The 19,297-nt window shown below is 60.3% G+C and carries 17 protein-coding genes, 2 tRNA genes and 1 riboswitch; of the genes, 9 read left to right on the forward strand and 10 right to left on the reverse strand.

From position 1 onward, the window contains the following. The first annotated feature begins 6 nt into the window (after positions 1-6). From erpA to OU694_RS06380, 3 genes are all read left to right on the forward strand, one after another. Complete coding sequence (erpA, locus tag OU694_RS06370) at positions 7-348, forward strand: iron-sulfur cluster insertion protein ErpA (protein WP_289502646.1); 342 nt, start codon at positions 7-9, stop codon at positions 346-348. A gap of 5 nt (positions 349-353) precedes the next feature. Then, complete coding sequence (xth, locus tag OU694_RS06375; RefSeq protein ID WP_308910143.1) at positions 354-1,124, forward strand: exodeoxyribonuclease III; 771 nt, start codon at positions 354-356, stop codon at positions 1,122-1,124. A gap of 49 nt (positions 1,125-1,173) precedes the next feature. Next, positions 1,174-1,355, forward strand: a riboswitch (yybP-ykoY riboswitch). A 4-nt stretch (positions 1,356-1,359) separates the two neighbouring features. Beyond that, the gene (locus OU694_RS06380; RefSeq protein WP_308910144.1) at positions 1,360-1,917 is read left to right on the forward strand and encodes a TMEM165/GDT1 family protein; all 558 of its coding nucleotides are present in this window, start codon (positions 1,360-1,362) and stop codon (positions 1,915-1,917) included. A gap of 6 nt (positions 1,918-1,923) precedes the next feature. Here OU694_RS06380 and panD read toward each other — a convergent pair whose 3' ends face one another. The 3 genes from panD to ilvD all read right to left on the reverse strand — a co-directional run bounded on the left by panD (position 1,924) and on the right by ilvD (position 5,184). Then, positions 1,924-2,397 (reverse strand): aspartate 1-decarboxylase, encoded by a 474-nt coding sequence (gene panD, locus OU694_RS06385; RefSeq protein ID WP_289502649.1) that lies wholly within the window; start codon positions 2,395-2,397, stop codon positions 1,924-1,926. 84 nt (positions 2,398-2,481) lie between these two features. Continuing rightward, positions 2,482-3,279 carry a hypothetical protein gene (locus OU694_RS06390; protein WP_308910145.1) on the reverse strand — a complete coding sequence of 266 codons (798 nt, stop codon included), beginning with the start codon at positions 3,277-3,279 and terminating at the stop codon, positions 2,482-2,484. 66 nt (positions 3,280-3,345) lie between these two features. Next, positions 3,346-5,184: a dihydroxy-acid dehydratase gene (ilvD, locus tag OU694_RS06395; protein WP_308910146.1), complete on the reverse strand. Its 1,839-nt coding sequence runs from the start codon at positions 5,182-5,184 to the stop codon at positions 3,346-3,348. 180 nt (positions 5,185-5,364) lie between these two features. Here ilvD and speB point away from each other — a divergent pair, with 180 nt between their 5' ends. Next, on the forward strand, positions 5,365-6,270 hold the full coding sequence (speB, locus tag OU694_RS06400; RefSeq protein WP_308910147.1) for an agmatinase: 906 nt from the start codon (positions 5,365-5,367) through the stop codon (positions 6,268-6,270). Here speB and OU694_RS06405 read toward each other — a convergent pair. From OU694_RS06405 to OU694_RS06430, 6 genes are all read right to left on the reverse strand, one after another. Further along, on the reverse strand, positions 6,256-6,840 hold the full coding sequence (locus tag OU694_RS06405) for a PAS domain-containing protein (protein ID WP_308910148.1): 585 nt from the start codon (positions 6,838-6,840) through the stop codon (positions 6,256-6,258). The two genes, speB and OU694_RS06405, sit on opposite strands and share 15 nt — an antisense overlap. Positions 6,841-6,903: 63 nt before the next feature. Beyond that, the gene (locus tag OU694_RS06410; protein ID WP_308910149.1) at positions 6,904-7,710 is read right to left on the reverse strand and encodes a transporter substrate-binding domain-containing protein; all 807 of its coding nucleotides are present in this window, start codon (positions 7,708-7,710) and stop codon (positions 6,904-6,906) included. 80 nt (positions 7,711-7,790) lie between these two features. Further along, positions 7,791-10,436, reverse strand: a complete 2,646-nt coding sequence (locus OU694_RS06415) for a valine--tRNA ligase (protein WP_308910150.1) — start codon at positions 10,434-10,436, stop codon at positions 7,791-7,793. 110 nt (positions 10,437-10,546) lie between these two features. Next, positions 10,547-11,074: a DUF2497 domain-containing protein gene (locus OU694_RS06420; RefSeq protein ID WP_308910151.1), complete on the reverse strand. Its 528-nt coding sequence runs from the start codon at positions 11,072-11,074 to the stop codon at positions 10,547-10,549. A gap of 196 nt (positions 11,075-11,270) precedes the next feature. After that, entirely contained in the window at positions 11,271-12,650 is a 1,380-nt protein-coding gene (locus tag OU694_RS06425; protein WP_308910152.1) for a TolC family outer membrane protein, read from the reverse strand. A gap of 97 nt (positions 12,651-12,747) precedes the next feature. Beyond that, positions 12,748-13,392: a protein-L-isoaspartate O-methyltransferase family protein gene (locus tag OU694_RS06430; protein WP_308910602.1), complete on the reverse strand. Its 645-nt coding sequence runs from the start codon at positions 13,390-13,392 to the stop codon at positions 12,748-12,750. A gap of 206 nt (positions 13,393-13,598) precedes the next feature. On the opposite strand from OU694_RS06430, the gene OU694_RS06435 reads away from it, so the two are divergent. The 5 genes from OU694_RS06435 (at position 13,599) to OU694_RS06455 (ending at position 18,759) form a co-directional block, all read left to right on the forward strand. After that, a tRNA-Cys gene (locus OU694_RS06435) sits at positions 13,599-13,672 on the forward strand. Positions 13,673-13,896: 224 nt separating this feature from the next. After that, positions 13,897-13,971, forward strand: a tRNA-Asn gene (locus tag OU694_RS06440). A 226-nt stretch (positions 13,972-14,197) separates the two neighbouring features. Beyond that, positions 14,198-15,295 carry an OmpA family protein gene (locus OU694_RS06445; protein ID WP_308910153.1) on the forward strand — a complete coding sequence of 366 codons (1,098 nt, stop codon included), beginning with the start codon at positions 14,198-14,200 and terminating at the stop codon, positions 15,293-15,295. Between the two features lie 211 nt (positions 15,296-15,506). Beyond that, on the forward strand, positions 15,507-16,781 hold the full coding sequence (locus tag OU694_RS06450) for a hypothetical protein (RefSeq protein ID WP_308910154.1): 1,275 nt from the start codon (positions 15,507-15,509) through the stop codon (positions 16,779-16,781). Position 16,782: 1 nt separating this feature from the next. Then, positions 16,783-18,759 (forward strand): hypothetical protein, encoded by a 1,977-nt coding sequence (locus OU694_RS06455; RefSeq protein ID WP_308910155.1) that lies wholly within the window; start codon positions 16,783-16,785, stop codon positions 18,757-18,759. A gap of 1 nt (position 18,760) precedes the next feature. Here OU694_RS06455 and OU694_RS06460 read toward each other — a convergent pair whose 3' ends face one another. After that, entirely contained in the window at positions 18,761-19,276 is a 516-nt protein-coding gene (locus tag OU694_RS06460; protein WP_308910156.1) for a hypothetical protein, read from the reverse strand. Between the last annotated feature and the right edge of the window lie 21 nt (positions 19,277-19,297).

Below are 19,297 nucleotides of genomic sequence, written 5' to 3' on the forward strand. Positions count from 1 at the left end.
AGCGTCATGGCACAACAGCAAGCCCCCGTCTCCATCAGCGAACGCGCCGCGAAGCGCGTGGCCCAGATCATTGCCGCAGAAGGCAAGCCGGACCTGAAGTTCCGCCTGTCGGTATCAGGTGGCGGCTGCAGCGGCTTCCAGTACGGGTTCGATCTGGTATCGGATGCCGCCCCCGATGACGTGAAAGTGGAACGCGACGGTGTGACGATGCTGGTCGACAGCATGTCGCTTCTTTATGTGATCGGCTCGGAAGTCGATTATGTGGAAGACCTTGTCGGCGCTTCCTTCCAGGTGAAAAACCCCAATGCCACCGCCTCGTGCGGCTGCGGCACCTCGTTCGCGGTCTGACCCGTATGCGGATCGCGACGTTCAACATCAACGGGGTGAAGGCGCGCCTGCCCCGTCTTCTCGGATGGATTGAAACCTTCTCGCCCGATGTAGCCTGCCTGCAGGAGATCAAAAGCATCGACGAGAATTTCCCGCGGCTCGAGATCGAAGCCCTTGGCTACAAGGTCGAAACCCACGGACAGAAGGGCTTCAACGGAGTTGCCATTCTCTCGAAGCATGAGATATCCGATGTGAAGCGCGGCCTGCCGGGCGATGATAGCGACGAACAGGCCCGCTATATCGAAGGCACCGTGAAAGGCGTCCGCATCGCGTCGATTTATCTGCCGAACGGCAACCCGCAGCCGGGGCCGAAATTCGACTATAAGCTCGCCTGGATGGACCGGCTGATCGCGCACGCAAAGGAACTGCTTGCCGCCGAGATGCCACTGGTGCTCGCCGGTGACTATAATGTGATCCCGGAAGATATCGATTGCCACAACCCGGCCGCCTGGGCTGACGATGCGTTGACACAGCCCGAAAGCCGGCAGCGGCTGCGCACGCTGATCAACCTCGGCCTCACCGACGCGCTTCGCCAGATCAAGCCATCGGGCCCTGCCTACACCTTTTGGGATTATCAGGCGGGCGCATGGCAAAAAGATCACGGTATCCGGATCGATCACCTGCTTCTGTCTGCCGAAGCCGCCGACCGGCTGGAAGATTGCGCGGTGGACCGCGGTCCCCGCGGGCTTGACACGCCGAGCGATCACACGCCCGTATGGATCAAGCTCCGCGACTGATCCGGGTCCCGGTTCAGTCTTGCCAAACGCTAGACTCGCCGCTATGGTCCGCCCCGTCATTGGGGAGTAGCCGCCCTCCGTTTGAGAGGGGGATGCGTCAACAAACTTGAGCCTGCGGGTTCATGGCGTATCCGGCAATTGCTTGGCGAGACCTTTGGCTTCACCGCTGTCCCAGGGGCTGGGCGGAGCGGCGAGCCATTGGTCATTCTGCCGTCCGGCCCTTGATGGACTTTTCATGGAAGCTTTTCTCGTTTCAACCGGCGTAGTGGCCATCGCTGAAATCGGCGACAAGACGCAGCTGCTGGCGCTTTTCCTCGCTGCCCGGTTCCGTGCTCCCCTGCCCATCATTATGGGCATCCTTGTCGCGACGCTCGCGAACCACGGGCTTGCCGCATGGGCCGGGCTGCTGGTCGCCGACTGGCTGAGCGGTGATACGCTGCGCTGGATTCTCGGCCTGTCGTTCCTCGCGATGGCCGCATGGATGCTGGTGCCCGACAAGCTGGATGACGATGCACCGGCAAACGCCCGTTTCGGGCCGTTCCTCGCCACCCTCATCGCCTTCTTCCTTGTGGAAATCGGCGACAAGACGCAGGTCGCGACCGTGGCACTCTCGGCGCGGTTTCAGGATCTGCCGCTGGTCACTGCCGGCACCACGCTTGGCATGATGCTCGCCAATGTGCCCGCCGTGCTGATTGGCGATGCAGCGGCAACCAAAATCCCGCTGAAACTGGTGCACGGGATTGCCGCAGTGATCTTCGCCACCCTCGGGATTGTGGCGCTAGTGGCCTTCTAGGCCTTGTCAGGCGTCAACCGGCTCGTATTTCTCACCGAGCCGGTTACCCGCTGGCGCGCCAAGGGTTTCGAGGGAAGGCGTGACATATTCATCAATGCTGACGATGCGGTTGGCGGCGTCTACATGCACGGCGCGGCTGACGCGACCCGGCAGATCACGGGCCGGCACCTGCTCGTACCCCATGATGATGGCGAGATCGCCCTTCGAGAAATGATGGGCCGCGGCACCGTTCAGGCAAATATCGCCGCCGCCTTCCGGCCCTTCGATCACATAGGTAGTGAGCCGCGCGCCGTTGGTGATGTTCACCACATCCACCGCCGTGTGCGGCAGGATGCCGGATGCGCGCAGGAGTGCGGGGTCAACCGTGATCGAGCCCACGTAATGGAGCTCGGCGCCCGTCACCGTCACACGGTGCAGCTTGCCATACATGAAAGCGCGGGTCGCGCCATCGAGCGTGGGGCCAAGAGACTTCGCGGACATGGGACTTCACTCCTGTTCGAACATCGAACAGCGTGATGCCCCACCCGCATCCGAAGGTCAAGGCCCTGCCCGCAAGCCTTTGTGTCAGTTGACAGCCGGCTCCTCGCCGCGCGCCGCGATGCACATCCGGTAGCGCACCCCGTGGGCGATGGCGATGGCCGCCATCATCGGAAAGGCCAGCACAACATTCAGCACAATCGACACAAGGGGCAGCCCAACCGCGATCAGCGCAAAGATCGGGATGATGACCACAAGCTCGATCAGCATCAATGCCACGGCAAAATCCACCGTGTGGGGATGCTCGAGCCCTTCGCGATCATCCCCAAGCGCGGTGCCGGTCAGGTTCGCCGAGAAGAAGGAGTAAACGAAGCAGGCCACAAGGATGCTGATCACCTGCAGCGTCATCTGCCCTAGGGTGAAGCTGGCCGACAGGAAAGCGAGGAAACCTTCAACGCTGGAGATATCCTCGGCCGTCGGCTGCAGCCTTTCGCCACCAAGGCCCATCATGCTGAGCCCGGCCGTGATCACCAGTGTGATGATGCCGATGATGATAACGATAAGGATGAATTTCACGAGATTGACGAGGGCCGCCGACAGGAACTTGCCGACCGACGCCGGAAATGCCCGCCCGGTGCCGAAAGCCGCAAGCCGGACCCAATAGTTGAAGGCGGCACTCATCGACATACCGATCAGCAGGATCATGGCGACCGCTTTCAGGAACATGGCAAAGCCGGACGTGCCTATATTCTTCGCTGTGCCAAAGCCGAAGCCGATCACAATGGCGACAAGGCACAGGGCAAAGCCCACACCATAGGTGCGGATCCAGTGTTTCCACGTCAAAGCCCAGGATGCGCCAAACACCCCCAGAATTGAAAACTGCATGAATTTCCCCCTGATCGAATGTGAACAGAGGGAAACCTTAACTAAAGCTGAGTGCAACTCAAGCGTTTAGAGCTGGCGTACCGCTCCTTTGGCAGCGGATGTCGTCAGCTTCGCGTAAGCCCTGAGCGCGGTCGAGACCTTGCGGGCGCGCGGCTTGGCGGGTTTCCAGGCGTCGTCGCCTTTGGCTTCCATCGCCGCGCGGCGGGTGGCGAGGACATTGTCGCCCACCTTCAGCTCAATCGTGCGGTTCGGGATATCGATCTCGATCAGGTCGCCGTTCTCGACAAGGCCGATCAGGCCGCCCTCTTCCGCTTCGGGGCTAACGTGACCGATGGAAAGGCCCGAGGTGCCGCCAGAGAAGCGGCCGTCGGTGAGAAGCGCGCACGCCTTGCCGAGGCCCATCGATTTCAGATAGCTCGTCGGATACAGCATTTCCTGCATGCCGGGGCCGCCGCGAGGGCCTTCATAGCGGATGACGACCACGTCGCCTTCCTTCACCTCGCCGCCAAGAATGCCTTCAACGGCTGCGTCCTGGCTTTCATAGACGCGTGCCGAGCCCTTGAACTTCAGGATACTGTCGTCCACGCCTGCCGTTTTCACGATGCAGCCTTCTTCGGCAAGATTGCCAAAGAGGACTGCGAGGCCGCCATCCTGACTGTAGGCATGTTCTTTCGCACGAATGCATCCAGCCACACGGTCCATATCGAGCGTGTCGTACCGCTTCGACTGGCTGAAGGCCACCTGCGTGGGCACGCCGCCCGGTGCGGCGCGGTAAAAGCGGTGCACGTCGGCGTCCGTCGTCTGGGTGATATCGAACTGGTCGATGGCCTCGCCAAGCGTGCGAGTATGCACGGTGCTGCAATCACGATGAATGAGCCCGGCGCGGTCCAGCTCGCCAAGGATCGCAAAAATGCCGCCGGCGCGGTGCACGTCTTGAATATGGTATTTCTGCGTGGCAGGCGCCACCTTGCACAGGTTCGGTACGCGGCGCGACAGCCGGTCGATATCCGCCATGGTGAAATCGATGCCGCCCTCATAGGCCGCCGCCAGAATATGCAGCACGGTATTCGTCGAGCCGCCCATGGCAATATCGAGCGTCATGGCATTCTCGAACGCCTTGAAGTTGGCGACATTGCGCGGCAGGACACTTTCATCTCCCTGCAGATAATAGCGTTTCGTGAGGTCCACGACGCGGCGGGCCGCCGACAGGAACAGTTCCTTGCGGTCAGCATGGGTAGCCAGCGTGGTGCCGTTGCCGGGGAGAGACAGTCCGAGGGCTTCCGTCAGACAGTTCATGCTGTTGGCGGTAAACATGCCGCTGCACGATCCGCACGTGGGGCATGCCGAACGCTCGACAACCGCGACTTCCTCGTCCGAAACCTTCGGGTTCGCAGCATCGACCATCGCATCGACGAGATCGAGCTTGCGGTGGGTGCCGTCATAGTCGGCTTCGCCTGCTTCCATCGGCCCGCCGGAGACGAACACCGCCGGGATATTGAGGCGCAGCGCGGCCATCAGCATACCGGGGGTGATCTTGTCGCAGTTCGAGATGCAGACAAGCGCATCGGCGCAGTGGGCGTTCGCCATATATTCAACGCTGTCGGCGATGATTTCGCGGCTCGGCAGGCTATAGAGCATGCCGTCATGCCCCATGGCGATGCCATCATCCACCGCAATCGTGTTGAATTCCTTGGCAACACCGCCGGCGGCCTCGATCTCGCGCGCGACCAGTTGGCCAAGATCCTTCAGATGCACATGGCCCGGCACAAACTGGGTGAAGCTGTTGACGACGGCGACGATCGGCTTCCGGAAATCCTCATCCTTCATGCCGGTGGCACGCCAAAGGGCGCGGGCACCCGCCATGTTGCGGCCGTGGGTCGAGGTTTTGGAACGATAGTCGGGCATTGCCTACTCCGGTAACAGCGGATGAATCGCGGCGGACTTTAGCCGCGCACCCCGCCCCTGTCGATAAGAAATGAAAAGATTAGGTATCAACTTTTGATTTTTTATTGCGCCTGATTGATTTGCGTCCCGCCGCGCGCGCCAGTATGTATGGGCCGTGTTTTCAATGGTGGAGCAAGACCAATGTCCCAAGGCATGATGGAGCCCTATGGCGGCCATATTTCCTACCTGCGTTTCCCGGTGTGCGAAACCGCCGAAGGGCTGGACCTTGCCATCATGGGTGTACCGTTTGACCTGAATACCACCGGCCGCGCCGGTGCGCGCTTCGGGCCGCGTGGCATCCGTGAAATGTCGCTCACCATGGCCGAGTTCCCCTGGGGTGTGTGGCCGTGGGGCTATCACCTGCGTGACAAGTTCAAGGTTGGCGACATTGGCGACGTGATGGGTTTCACCGCCTACACGGAGCGCATGATGCCGGCGGTCGAGGCCGCTGCCGACAAGGTGCTGGCAACCGGCGCCTCGCTCCTGACGCTTGGCGGCGACCATTCGATCACCTATCCGCTCCTGAAGGCCCATGCCCGCAAACATGGCCCGTTGGCGCTTATCCATTTCGATGCGCATAGCGATACCTGGATCGACGACGACATCAACCATGGCACCATGTTCCATCATGCGATCAAGGACGGCACCATTGTGCCTGAAAACTCGATCCAGCTCGGCATGCGCACCCCGAACCCGGACGAGCAAGGCATGCTTGTGCTCGATGGCCTTGAGTGCCTCAAGACCCCGGCCGCGGAGATGGCGAAACGCATCCGCGAGCGCGTCGGCAACCGTCCAGCTTACCTTACCTTCGATATCGATTTCCTTGATCCGGCCTACGCACCCGCGACCGGCACGCCTGTGGTCGGTGGCCCCAACGTGGCCTATGCCCGCGATGTGCTGCGCGCCCTTGTCGGCATGAATATCGTTGGCGGCGATCAGGTGGAGGTCGCCCCGCACTATGAAGGGGCAGCCCAGATCACGGCGCTTGCCGGCGCCACCATTGCTGCCGATATCCTTTACCTGATCGGCGCTTCACGGCTCCGCTAAAGCATCCGCCAGCACACCGACAGCGGCCGGCACACCATAACCCAGATCGAAGAAGCGGTAACCCAACAATGACCCTTCTTCGATCTGCAGCGTAGCTACATCCAGAACCGGGTTCCGGATACCGTCTTCGCGTTCCATCTCGATGCCATAGATGCCCCTGTTGCGTGCGCCGTCAGCGCCGCTCAGGGGCAGCGTCATCACATGGACAAGCCAGGCCTCGCCGGTTGCCGTCGGGAAGCGCCGCGTCGAAACCATCCCGCACGGCTGTTCAACAACCGCCAGAAAAGCGGCAGGCGGCAGGAAAAGACCGGTTCCCTGATATTTTCGGATCACAGCGACGGCCTTGCCGGCGATTTCTTCCCCGAACAGGTCACGAAAGAAGGTGCCAGCCAGCCGGCTGAAAACCCGGCCTTCCCCATCGATCTCGATCAGGCTGACATAGGGCAGCAGCTGCTTGATGGCTTTCGGATCGACCTGATCCTTGCGCGGAACCGGGTCACCCGACTGAGCACGCCAGTGTTCCCATTGCTTGCGCAAAGGCTCAAATGTACCTGAAGGGATAACATGCATATTCACCCCCAGCGACCCCCGTCGTAATTCATCATATCATGACAGGGCCAAGGTTAGAACGGCTCAATCCCTGTTGCCGGGGTCTTCGGCCCCTTTGCCAAGAATGCGGCGCCACTGGCCATCCTCGACGGCTTTGTCGATCTCGCTATCCACCAGATCAAGGAGAGCGGTGCGTGTGCCGCCCTGCCAGCAGGCTATCTGCTCGTAGATATCGCCAATCCCGAATTCAGGATGAGCTACCACATCCTGTTCGCCGTGCTGCGCTTCATATTGCGCAAGATCGAGCCCGTAAACGGCCACCGCGTCCACCCTGCCCTTGCCTAGAAGCGCCAATGCCGCCTGCAGGCTGTCCATCACCATCAATTGAGCCCGGCCGCTGATCACTGGCTCGGAAGAGACAATGGAATAGGCCCCGGACTCGGCCGCAATACTGAGCCCGCGCAAAGCCTCCAGCGAGCCCGGCGGCGTGCGACCCGCATGGACGAAGAATTTGATACGCAGCCGGTTGATCGGCTTTGAATAGCGCACGCCTGAAAGGTCCGGCGAACCATAGGGTTCGTAGTTGAAGCCCTCATTGGCGATATAGAGGCAGGACTGCGGATCCTTCAGGAAACTGCGAACCGCGCGCCGGTACGGCATGATCTGGAGATTTAGATCCTTCTGCAGATTGCGCGTCAGATATTTGAGAAGCCGCACATAGGGGCTGTCATCGGACGCGTCGAGAAGTTCCTCGACCCGCGTGGCATAGATGCGCACCGGGCCGCGCTCCTCGATTTCTTCGGCAAAGGCACCCGGATCGGCAGAAAGGGACACTGAACCGCAAACGACCGCAAGCCACACGAAAACAGGAAACAGGACTGATCGGCGCATAAAGGAGCTGCGCTTTTCAATCCGATCTGTTTCCTGTGGCCCACACTTCCCGAGCAATATTGTGGCCCTTTCCCGGAGGTTCAGCCCAAACGGCTGAGGGCGGCATCCAGCTTTTCAGCCTGGCTTTCAAGGTCTGCGAGCTGTGCCTTCGCTTCCTCTATCACATGTGCGGGTGCCTTGGCCACGAATCCCTGATTCGACAGGCGGCCGGAAAGCGCACCGGCTTCCTTGCGAACCTTTTCCAATGCCTTGGCAAGACGCGCTTTTTCGGCCTCAATATCCATCAGGTCAGCCAGCGGTAGATAGACAGTTGCCTCATCCACCACAAGCTGGGCAGCGCCCTTCGATTCGGCAGTAGCCGCCGCTTCGGCCTTTTCAAGCCGGGCCATGCGGCAGAGCATATCCTGCCAGCGATCGATCCGCGCTTGCGTTTCGCTTGAAGCGCCAACCACAAGGGCGGTTGCCTTGGCGTTTGCTGGCACGTTCATCTCGGCGCGCGTCGAGCGGACAGCGCTGATGAAGCGGATCACCCAGTTCACGTCGTCACCTGCCGCTGCGTCGACCGTATCGATCTTCGGCCAGCTGGCGGCGATCAGGTCGTGTTTACGGCCGTCCTTGAGGCCGTGCCACAGCTCTTCCGTGATGAAGGGCATGAAGGGATGCAGAAGTACCAGAATCTGGTCCAGCACCCAGCCAGCAACGGCACGCGTCTCTTCCTTCTGCGCTTCGTCCTCGCCCCAGAAGACCGGCTTGATCAGTTCAAGATACCAGTCGCAGAAGGTGCCCCAGACGAAGTGGTAGATGGCATCCGCCGCATCGTTGAAGCGGAAAGCTTCAAGCGCGCTCGTCACGCCCTCGGCGGCTTTCGCCACCTCACCGATGATCCATTTCGACAAGATCAGATCGGCCTTCGGCGGTGCCACGCTGTCGGACCCGCCAATGCCGTTCATTTCGCAGAAACGTGCCGCGTTCCAAAGCTTGGTGCCGAAGTTCCTATAGCCTTCAACGCGCTTCTCGGCGAGCTTGATATCCCGGCCCTGTGCTTCCATCGCGGCAAGCGTGAAGCGCAGCGCATCGGCGCCGTAGGTATCGATGAATTTCAGGGGGTCGATCACGTTCCCCTTGGATTTCGACATCTTCTGGCCGTGCTCGTCGCGTACCAGCGCGTGGATGTAGACATTCCTGAACGGCACATCGCCCATGAAATAGAGGCCGGACATCATCATCCGGGCGACCCAGAAGAAGATGATATCGAAGCCCGTCACCAGCGTGGCGTTCGGATAATATTTCTTCACGGTCGCTTCGTCTTCGGGCCAACCGAGGGTCGAATAGGGCCACATGGCCGACGAGAACCAGGTGTCGAGCACGTCCTTGTCGCGTTCCAGCACTACATTGTCGCCGAACTTGGCCTTGGCGGCTGCCATGGCTTCCTCTTCCGTTTCCTCAACGAAAACGGTGCCATCGGGCGCGTACCATGCGGGGATGCGATGGCCCCACCACAGCTGGCGCGACACGCACCAGGGCTGGATGTTGCGCATCCATTCGAAATAAGTCTTTTCCCAGTTTTTGGGGATGAAGTTGGTGCGCCCCTGCTCCACCGCTTCAATGGCGGGTTTGGCGAGCGTTGCCGCATCCACATACCATTGCTCGGTCAGCCAGGGCTCGATCACCACGCCGCCACGATCGCCATAGGGTACCATATGGCGGTGAGGTTCGACCTTCACAAGGAAACCGGCGGCGTCCATATCGGCCACGATAGCCTTGCGCGCCACATAGCGGTCCATGCCCCGGTATTTTTCCGGTGCATTCTCGTTCACGGCTGCTTCTGCCGTGAAGATGTTGATCATCGGCAGGTCATGGCGCTTGCCGACTTCGAAGTCGTTGAAATCGTGGGCCGGGGTGATTTTCAGCGCGCCGGTGCCCTGCTCCGGGTCGGCATGTTCGTCACCCACGATCGGGATCAGGCGGCCAACCAGCGGCAGCTTCACCATCTTGCCGATCAGATGCTTGTAGCGCTCGTCCTCCGGGTTCACCGCAACGGCGGTGTCGCCCAGCATGGTCTCGGGCCGCGTGGTGGCGATTTCGATGAAAACGCCGTCCTCGCCGTCCACCGGATAGCGGAAGTGCCAGAAGTTGCCGTCAACTTCCTTCTGCTCCACCTCGAGGTCCGAAATCGCGGTTTTCAGCTTCGGGTCCCAGTTCACAAGGCGCTGGTCCTTGTAAAGGAGGCCGTCCTTGTAAAGCTTCACGAATTTCCTGATCACAGCTGCCGAGCGCGGCTCATCCATGGTGAAGGCCTCGCGCGACCAGTCGCACGACGCACCCAAACGGCGGAGCTGGCGGGTGATCGTGCCGCCGGATTCCTCTTTCCATTTCCAGACGCGCTCAAGAAATGCCTCGCGGCCCATTTCCTGCCGCGTCGTCTTGCCTTCGGCGTCCAGCTGGCGCTCGACAACCATTTGCGTTGCGATACCGGCATGGTCGGTACCCGGCTGCCACAGCACGTCCTTGCCACGCAGGCGCTCGAACCGCACGAGAACATCCTGAAGCGTGTTATCCAGCGCATGGCCCATATGCAGGCTGCCCGTCACGTTCGGCGGCGGCATCACGATCACATAGGGCTCGGCATCCGGCTTCTGCCCACAGGCGAAGGCGCCGTTCGTTTCCCAATGCTGATACCATTTCGCCTCGATATCGCCGGGGCTGTAGGTCTTTTCCATGGCCATGACTGAAAGGTCCTGAATCAAATGAATATGTGGCCCGAAATCGGGCGAAGGCTTCTTTTAGGGGGAAGGCGGCAGGGCGTCAACGCCAACACCGCCGGATTTCGGCTGAATTACTTGCGGCGCGCGATACGGGCAACTTCACGCTCGACGGCATCCTGCACGATCTGCGGCAGGTTCTCGTCAAGCCAGGACTGCAGCATCGGCTTCAGCATGCTGCGGACAAGGCCTTCAAGCGTATTCTGGTCGCCTTCATAGCCCGACACCATCAGGTGCGAAAGGTGCGCAAAGCTCTGCGCCGTACGGGTTTCTACCGGTGGCGAAACGATTCCGTCAGAATCAGCGAATTCGGTGAGTTCCAGAATGTCGTCAGCGGGCTCCCGCTCGCGTGCCGGTTCATAGGCAGGCTCGGGCTCATATTCTGGTTCTGGTTCTGGTTCTGGTTCCGGCTCGGGTTCCGGTTCAAAAACAGGTTCGGGCTCCGGCTCCGGTTCCGGCTCGAACGCCGGCGCCTCTTCAGGCTCAGGTTCAGGCTCCGGCGCAACGGCAGGTGCAGCGGCCTCATCCGACTCATCGGAGATAATCCGGCGAATGGACGCCAGAATTTCTTCCATTGTCGGCTCGTCGTCAGATGCAATCACGCTAAATGCCAGCCCGTGTTAACCACTCCCTCATGAACAGGTACCGCCTCCCTCTCGGAGTGTCAATAAATCTTAAGAGATGAAAGGCAGTTATGGTGCATTCCATGACTTTTTCGTCACAGCTCCCGACGCCTTTCCAGTTCCCCAAAGAAAAGGGCCCCGAAGGGCCCTTGAATTCGTGCGTTTCAATTGATGCTTACCAACCAATCATCTGGTTTTTCACATCGTCATAATGTTCTTCCGGATCGTAGGCATCAACCTCGAGCCCGAGCGTGGCGGAATTGAGCGTGCCGACGGCAGCCAAAAGATTGTAGGCCGCAACAAATTCGTCACGCTGCGCACGGATGAGGTTGGCGCGGGCGTCCAGCAGTTCCTGCTCGGCGTTCAGCACATCAAGCGTGGTGCGCGAGCCGACGGCCGCTTCCTGGCGAACACCTTCAAGCGCGATCTCGTTGGCACGAACCTGCGCCTCGGTCGATGCAATCTGGCCCCGCGCCGCGCGCAGGCGGTCCCAGGTCACAAGCGCTGTTTCCTGAGCGGAGCGTTCCGCTTCCACAATCTGCACCATGCGCTGGCTGCGCACTTCCTTGGCCCGACGGATGTCAGCCCATTCGCCGCCACCTTGATAAAGAGGAACGGTCAGCTGGAAGCCGAAGGACCGGTTGGTCCGTTCCGAATCTTCCGTCACAAGGCCACCGCCAATAGCGCTGCTACCTTCAGTCTTTTCCCAACTTGCCTGCGCCCCGAGACGCGGCAGCAGGCCGCCTTTGGTGATGTTGACGCCATGGCGGGCAGCCTGCTCGCTATAGCGGGCAGCAATCACAACCGGCGCGTCCGTCATTGCAGTCTGGATAGAATCTTCAAGCGAAGCAGGTAGTGTCGGCAACCCGCCGGGGGTTTCAAGCCCTGCAGGGGCCCGGCCGATCACACGCTGGTAAGCGCCACGGCTGGCAGCCAGCTGGGCTTCAGCGGCCAGAAGTTGCGATTTCGCCCCTTCAAGGCGGGCTTCAGACTGGGCAACGTCGGTGCGAGTGATCTCGCCGACGCGGAAACGGTCGCGGCTGGCTTCCAGCTGGCGTTCCAGTACCTGCACCTGATTCTTGTTGAGTTCGACCACGGACTGATCGCGCACCACATCCATATAGGCCGCAATGCCCTGCAGCAGGACCTGTTGCTCGGTATCTTGCAACTGGGCACGCGCCACCATGACCTCGGCCTTGGCCTGCTTTACAGCATTCAGGTCACGCAAGCCGTTGAAGATCGAAAGCTGCGCTTCCGCACCATAACTGGTGCTATCGAATTTGGTTACTTCGTCGGGGCCAATCGGAGCCGTCGTGTCGGGCTCCTTGATATCGCCCTTGCCGTATGTCGCGGTGCCATTGATGCTCGGCAGGAAAGCTGCCTTGGCACCGGGCACGGTGTTATCGATTGCCCGCACGGCAGCACGCTGTGCTTGCAGGGTCGGGTTGGAGGCGTAAGCAGCCTCGAGCGCTTCCTTGAGCGTCTCGGCGCTGGCGGCCCCGGCGCCACCCAGAACGGTGGCAATCGCCAGAAGCGATACGATGGTTTTTTTCATTATGTTCCCTCCTTGAGGTTCCTCGCTGTTTATTAAAAGGCAGGTTTCTGTCCCGCCCGTTGAAAGAAAGGCGGCCATCCCCGCCCTTCAAACCCTCTTAAAATACAAATCCTGCCGGTTTTGCAAAGCCCGGAATGGGCGGCACGTTGGCGTCGAAAAGGTCGCGGGCGGCAAACTGGCCGTCTTCGCGGGTCACGATATGGGCACGGCCCACCCCGTCCTTCTCGCGCACGCACACAAGTCGGCCACCATCGGCAAGCTGTTTCAGCAGCGCTTGCGGGATTTCCTCCACCAGGCCACCGACGAAAATCACATCGAACGGCCCCTGCTTCGCAACGCCTTCGGCATGCGCGCCCTGCACCACGGCAGTATTGATGATTTCAAGCTCGCCAAGCTTCTTCTCGGCTGCAGCAGCAAGCTTCTTGTCTTCTTCCAAAGCCACGACCGCCTCGGCAAGCCCTGCGATGACAGCGGCGCTATAGCCCGTGGCGCCGCCGATATCGAGCACCACGTCGCTCGGCTGGATGTCAGCCGCCGTCAGCAGGCGGGCAAACACCATCGGCTCCATCAGATAACGGCCTTCGCCAATGGCAATATCCTCGTCGACATAGGCGACAGAACGCTTTGCCTTGGGCACGAAATGCTCACGCGGGACGTTGCGAATGGCCGCGATCAGGCGTTCGTCATTCACTTCATTGGGGCGGAGCTGGCAGTCGATCATATGGCTGCGGGCGACGGTCATGTCAGTCACGGGCGCTAATCCCTTAATTGATAGGCGAGTTACTCGTGCGCTCTATATAAATATACCGGCGCCGTGTGACAACGCGTTTCCTGCATCAGGAGGATGTCGTGGCTCGATTTTCCGGGACAAGTGTGCCTTTCCTCCCTCGCCACTTCGCGCTTGACCACCGGTGAGCACGCCTCTATACGGTTCCCCACACCACGTGAGGCGCGATGGCGGAGTGGTGACGCAGCGGATTGCAAATCCGTGTACACCGGTTCGATTCCGGTTCGCGCCTCCAACTTTTTCCATCATTACATTCGCTTGGCGCCCCTTCCATCGAAGCGCGGCCAGTCCCGCCTTTTGCCTTGCAGGGCACCGCGATTGCCATCGGCCCAAACCTCATTTTTGGCAGAAATCTGCGGCTTTGAAAAAAGCTGCACAAAAATGTAAAATGGGGGTTGGCAGGGCAGTTTTTTTGAGTATAAAGGGCGCCACTTGCGGCGATAAGCCGCCGGTTACTGATCCCCAGTAGCTCAGTGGTAGAGCAAGCGGCTGTTAACCGCTCGGTCGCTGGTTCGAGTCCGGCCTGGGGAGCCAATCAGGGAAAGCCCGGTTCTTCGGAACCGGGCTTTTTCCGTAAATGCGCCTTGAAATTGCGCGCCACACGCGTGATTTTTGCAACAGTCCCCGTTTATGTATTAAGATAGTGTTGCAGAATTGCCGCTTTCTGCCTTGTGAGTGCCGCATTTCATGGTTAACTCGTCTGGCGGGACAGCCCAGCATTGATCGGGCTGCCGTCACATCCTTTCAGGGAGATCATCTCATGCGCTTTGCCCATTTCCCCACCCTTCTGGCAGGGCTTTCCATGGCCGCGATTGCGGCTACCACTGCAACAGCTGACGAAGGCGTCTATGCCGGCCTCGAGCTCGGCGGCAGCATCGCTGGCGAAAACGAATACAAAACCCCCAACAGCGGGATGCGTATTTCGGACGAGAAGAATATCGGTTTCGTGACCGGTGCGTTCGTCGGCTATGACGACGGCGACAAGTGGCGTACCGAATTCAGCTATTCCTACCGCCGTAACACGCTCGAATCGTTCGACATCCTGAACCCCGGCGCGATCCCCTTCGGGACCAACACACGCGACGGCGGCTACCAGCGCTCGCATGCGCTGATGATCGGCGCGAAATACAATGTCGCCACCTTCGGTGACTGGAAAACCTACGTGGGCGCCGGTATCGGCCTCGCCCGCCTAGAGCTTGATGCCTATCATATCGGCAAAATCAACGTGATCGACGAGTCCGATTGGGAAGTCGCCGGTCAGATGAGCGCCGAAATGGTGAAGCCGATTTCCGACGACATGGAATTCAGCGCCGGCTACCGCTACTTCCGTTCGGCCAAGGCTGACTTCGCTTCCGTGGACGGCCCGGCAAGCTTCGGCTTCTCGGCCCACGAAGCTTTCGCCCGCCTGACTTGGAAGTTTGGCAAGAAAGCCGAGCCGAAGCCCGAGCCCATGCCCGCACCGGCCCCGATGCCCGAGCCGAAGCCCGAGCCTGCTCCTGCGCCGGCACCTGAACCGGCACCGCTGCCGGGTCCGTTCATGGTCTTCTTCGACTGGGATCAGGCAACCATCCGTGGCGACGCCGAGCCGATCATCGCTGCTGCTGCCAAGGCCTTCCTTGAGCGCGGTGCTGTCGAGATCATCTCGAACGGCCACGCCGATACGTCGGGTGCCCTCACCTATAACGACAAGCTGTCGCTGAAGCGCGCCGAAGCCGTGAAAAACGCCCTCGTCGCCCGTGGTGTACCGGCAGACAAGATCGACGTGAAATATTTCGGCGAACGCGCCCTGCTCGTTCAGACCGCCGACAATGTCCGCGAGCCGCAAAACCGCCGCGTGGAAATTGTCCTCGGTGAATAAGCCGACGTCATAGCGAACAAGAAAAGGCCGGGATTTCCCCGGCCTTTTTGATTTTGCGCGCCCCCACACCTATGAAAATTCATAGTGGTACAGGCCTTTGTATAGCATGTAACATCCAAGGTGCGTTGCAGCGGAGCGATTATCGGCCGGTCGTCACCATTTGTCCGGCACTCCGTCTGCCGGTGAAGAATGCAGCATCGGAGCGCCCTGCATGATGTTTTTCTGGAAGTATTCTGGGCCGCCCCTGGCCCTTTTCCTGTCAGCCACCATCGTCACGCCCATGCCGGCACTGGCGCAATCTGCGCAGAAGCCGTTGCCGACCTTTGGTGCGACACATCAGGGTATGTCCGACAATCTGACCATCCTCAACGAGACGCCCATCCCGGCACCGCGTCAGGACGCAGCATCGAGCCCGTTTCTCGATATCCAGTGGGAAAGCCCGCTGGTGCAATCCATGCTCGACCGCCCGATTGGCGTTTGCCAGGCCGACAAGGACCCGAATGTCCAGCCGGTTGAGGACGTGCGCGAAGCCAAGCTTTCGAGCACGCAAACAGCCGGCCCCAGCCTTTTGCGGGCTATCTTCTATATGGCCTATGACTATTATGGGATGGGCCTCAATCACTATTTCATGCTGCGGCATGATGTGATGTTCGACCGCGCGAAAGTCGCCGCCGCGAAAAAGGCCGTCAACTACAAGGACCCGCCCTTCGCGCCGGAAAAGACCCAGTCTGTCCTTTATCCAAAGGACGCGATCACGCTGCTACCCGATCCGAAGAGCAAAAACACTGTCGAAATTCCCGAAGTCGTCCCGTCAAAAAACGGTGGGCCACCCGAATGGAGCAGCTTCGGCACCCGCGTCGATTTCCGCCACACGATCATCGACCCGTTTGACCTATCCATGGTGGCGGACACGCTGGATGGGTTTGTGCTGCGACAGCTTGCAACGCCGGACAAGGCCAAGTCCGTGACAGCCCCGATTGTCGTGAATGACATACATGGTGCTTACCGTTTTGGATATTACCGGCTCCGGTCGGGTCAGAATGTACCGGTCGGGCTTCGGCATCTCACACGCTACTCATACCCCGGCGTTGCCTATGTATGCGACCGCAGCAGTTTTGCCGCCTGCGACCGGCGCGGCGAGAGCGGAAATCCGGCACCACTGACAGACCATGCACATTATTCCCAGACAGGCATCAACATGGTCCTCGAATATAGTTTCTGGCCTTCCAGAACCCAGATCAGCTTCCCGCCCCCTTCCGTGCTGCGGCTGGATACGCCGATGATCTGCGCCCAGTGGCGCTGGGCGCAGGAACGCAAGCATGCAGGGCAGGAAACCGAAGCCGACAGGCTTCTCGAGGCCCTCATGAAACGCGCGAAGGTCGACGACCGTAGGGTTACCGTGAAGCAGAACGCCAAATATCCCGGCGTGGCCTTCCATGAGGTGCCGACCGACGATTTCTGGATCATTCCAGGAAGGGGGCTTTGACATGCTGAAACATCTTTTCAGAAGTGCGGCTATCATTGTGGCGCTCGTCGCTATTCCCGGCGTTGCGAGCGCAGCAAGCGGCATCAGCGCATCAAAGGCCCGCGATCTCGATAAGATTTACAATATCCGCTACGAAGACCTGAAACCTTCGGACCAGAAGAAGGTGGATGCGGCAGTTGCCATCTGGACCGACAAGCAGCTTGCCGCCTTCCGCGCCCAGCTTGCAGCCACACCGTGCCTGATGCCCTATGTGAACCAGCCTTCCCGGCAGCTGTACGGCGACCCCGCGCCCACCCCGAAAGGCGAGGCTTGCGACCCCGGCAGGCGGACCCTCGGGGCCTTTCATTATGCCAAGTCCACCGAAGGCTATGAGATAATCTCCTATTCAAAGGGATACCGCACCGGAAACCGCCGCTTCATCAAGAAGAAGGATACCCGTAACCCCGATTGGCCTGGCAACTTCTCCGCCGTTTTGAAAGCTGTGGAAGCGCGCCTCGCGCCGCTCGCCAAACAGAGCTTCGATAACTATTCACCCTATGGCGGCCAGTTCAGTGCCACCATGCGTCACTATGCGTTCAATTCCAGAACCAGCATCAAGGGGACAGAGTTTCTGCTGCGCGACGGGCGCACCGTTCTTGGCGTGCAGAGCCGGGCCTACAAGAGCGACCGTCACTGCACACGAGGTGAATGTGGTGGCGGCGACAACTACAGCCACACGATTGCCTTCTATGTCTTCGATGTGCGGCGGGTGCCGATCATGAGCTATTGGGCTCGTTCGATCGACACAAGCCTAAGCGACGAGCGCAACTTCAGCGCCTTTTTCGATGCACCCTATCATCACTATCTGCGCCAGTGGGAAGGCGTGTCGATCACAAACGGCACGCCAAAGCGCGACGGCGGCAGCCCGTTGCTGATCGGCCGGCGTGCCGACCCGAGACTGCTGGACCCTGCTTACGCGAAAACGCTTACCCTTGAGCCGGAACTTGAGCAGCTTGGACGCCATCTGGCCCGGATTCGCTGGATGCGGATCAAATTCATCAACGACAATATGACCCGGCGCGGCAATCAGGCCGCTTCCCAAGCCAATGCGACGGCCGACCGGCTGAATGCCAGCATCGCGCGCGACTGGCGGCGCGATCAGGCTGAATGGCGGGCCAGCATGGGGATTGGCGAAAACGATAGCTCCATCGCCGCCGGTATCATTGCGGGGATCAACAATGCCGCCCAGCAACAGGCTTTCTGGAATGCGCGCGCCGCCGAAGCGCAGTCACGCTATTTCTTGGCACAACATGGCTGTCAGGCCGGTTATTGCGCCAGTGGCGGCGGCCACGGCCGACATCACGGCGACCGCGACAGGGATCGCGACGACGATAGACGTGGCCACGACCGTGATCACGACCGTAGCCGCAGCGAAGATCGCAGCGATGGAAACACCGCCAGCCAGCAAAAGGCATCGGGTTCCTCATCGACCGGTAGCGGTTCAGGCGCCGGCAATAGTGCCCGGCTGACACAGGAGCGCGGTGCCGCCCCTGCGCCCGTAGCTGGCTCGTCCTCCGCTGCGCCTTCCAAACCATCTGCTGCAGAACAGGCCCCAACCATGCGAACCGAGCTTGTCGGTACCGAAGCAGCTTTCGGCGGCACAAAGGCTATGGCCTGCGCAGCTGCGAAACGGCTGCCGCCGAAACGTGGCACGCCCGGCAACAGCAGCCTGCAGTTCACGGGCAAAATCATGGAAGAATGCGGCTGTCAGGACAGCACACGAGGCATCAACGAAAATATCGCCCGCAACCGGCGCATCATCGCTAAACGCCAGGAAGAACTGGCCAACACGCAGAATGATGCCTACCGCAAGCAGGCAGAACTCAGCATCCAGCATGCCGAGGGTGAAATCGCCGAGCTTGAGGAACAGCTTCGCACAAAGGCGTGGCGGTGCACCGCCACGCATGAGGCGAAGGTTTCATCGTCACACGTGAGGTAGGTCAGCGCCCGGTCGGTGCCGTCGCGCTTGCCACGGCGGTGGCCGGGCAAGCCTTGCCAATGCGCTGGTAGCTGACGGGCATGAGATCGACGAGCGGCAGGGCTTCGCGGGCCGCGCCACCTTCAAGAGTAGCAATCTTCAGCATCTCGCCGCAGAAATCAGCGACTTCCCAGCTGCCAAGCGAAATCAGGTTGGCCTGCGCCACCAGATAGCTATCGATCGTGGTGCGGCCGTCGCGCTTCAGGTACGTGCTGAGGGTGCGGTAATTTTCCGTGAATTCGGCGCGGTGATTGGTCACGAAGCCATTATAGAAGTCAGCGAGCGCCTTGGTGTGCGAATGGCGGCATTGCAGAGCGGCCACCATGAACTGGGTCTGCACAAAGCGGATCTTGTCGGCGCGTTCCTCATGGGGGTTCAGGCATGCCTGCCCGCCCGCCATCACCGGTGCTGCCGTCATCATGGCTGCCACCGCCGTCGCCAACGCGGCTTTCGCCGCCCGATACGCAAACTGTTTCATGGAATTCGCCCCTGCCTGAGC

The sequence above is a fragment of the Pseudokordiimonas caeni genome (assembly GCF_026719705.1).
Classification (GTDB): Bacteria; Pseudomonadota; Alphaproteobacteria; order Sphingomonadales; family Kordiimonadaceae; genus Gimibacter; species Gimibacter caeni.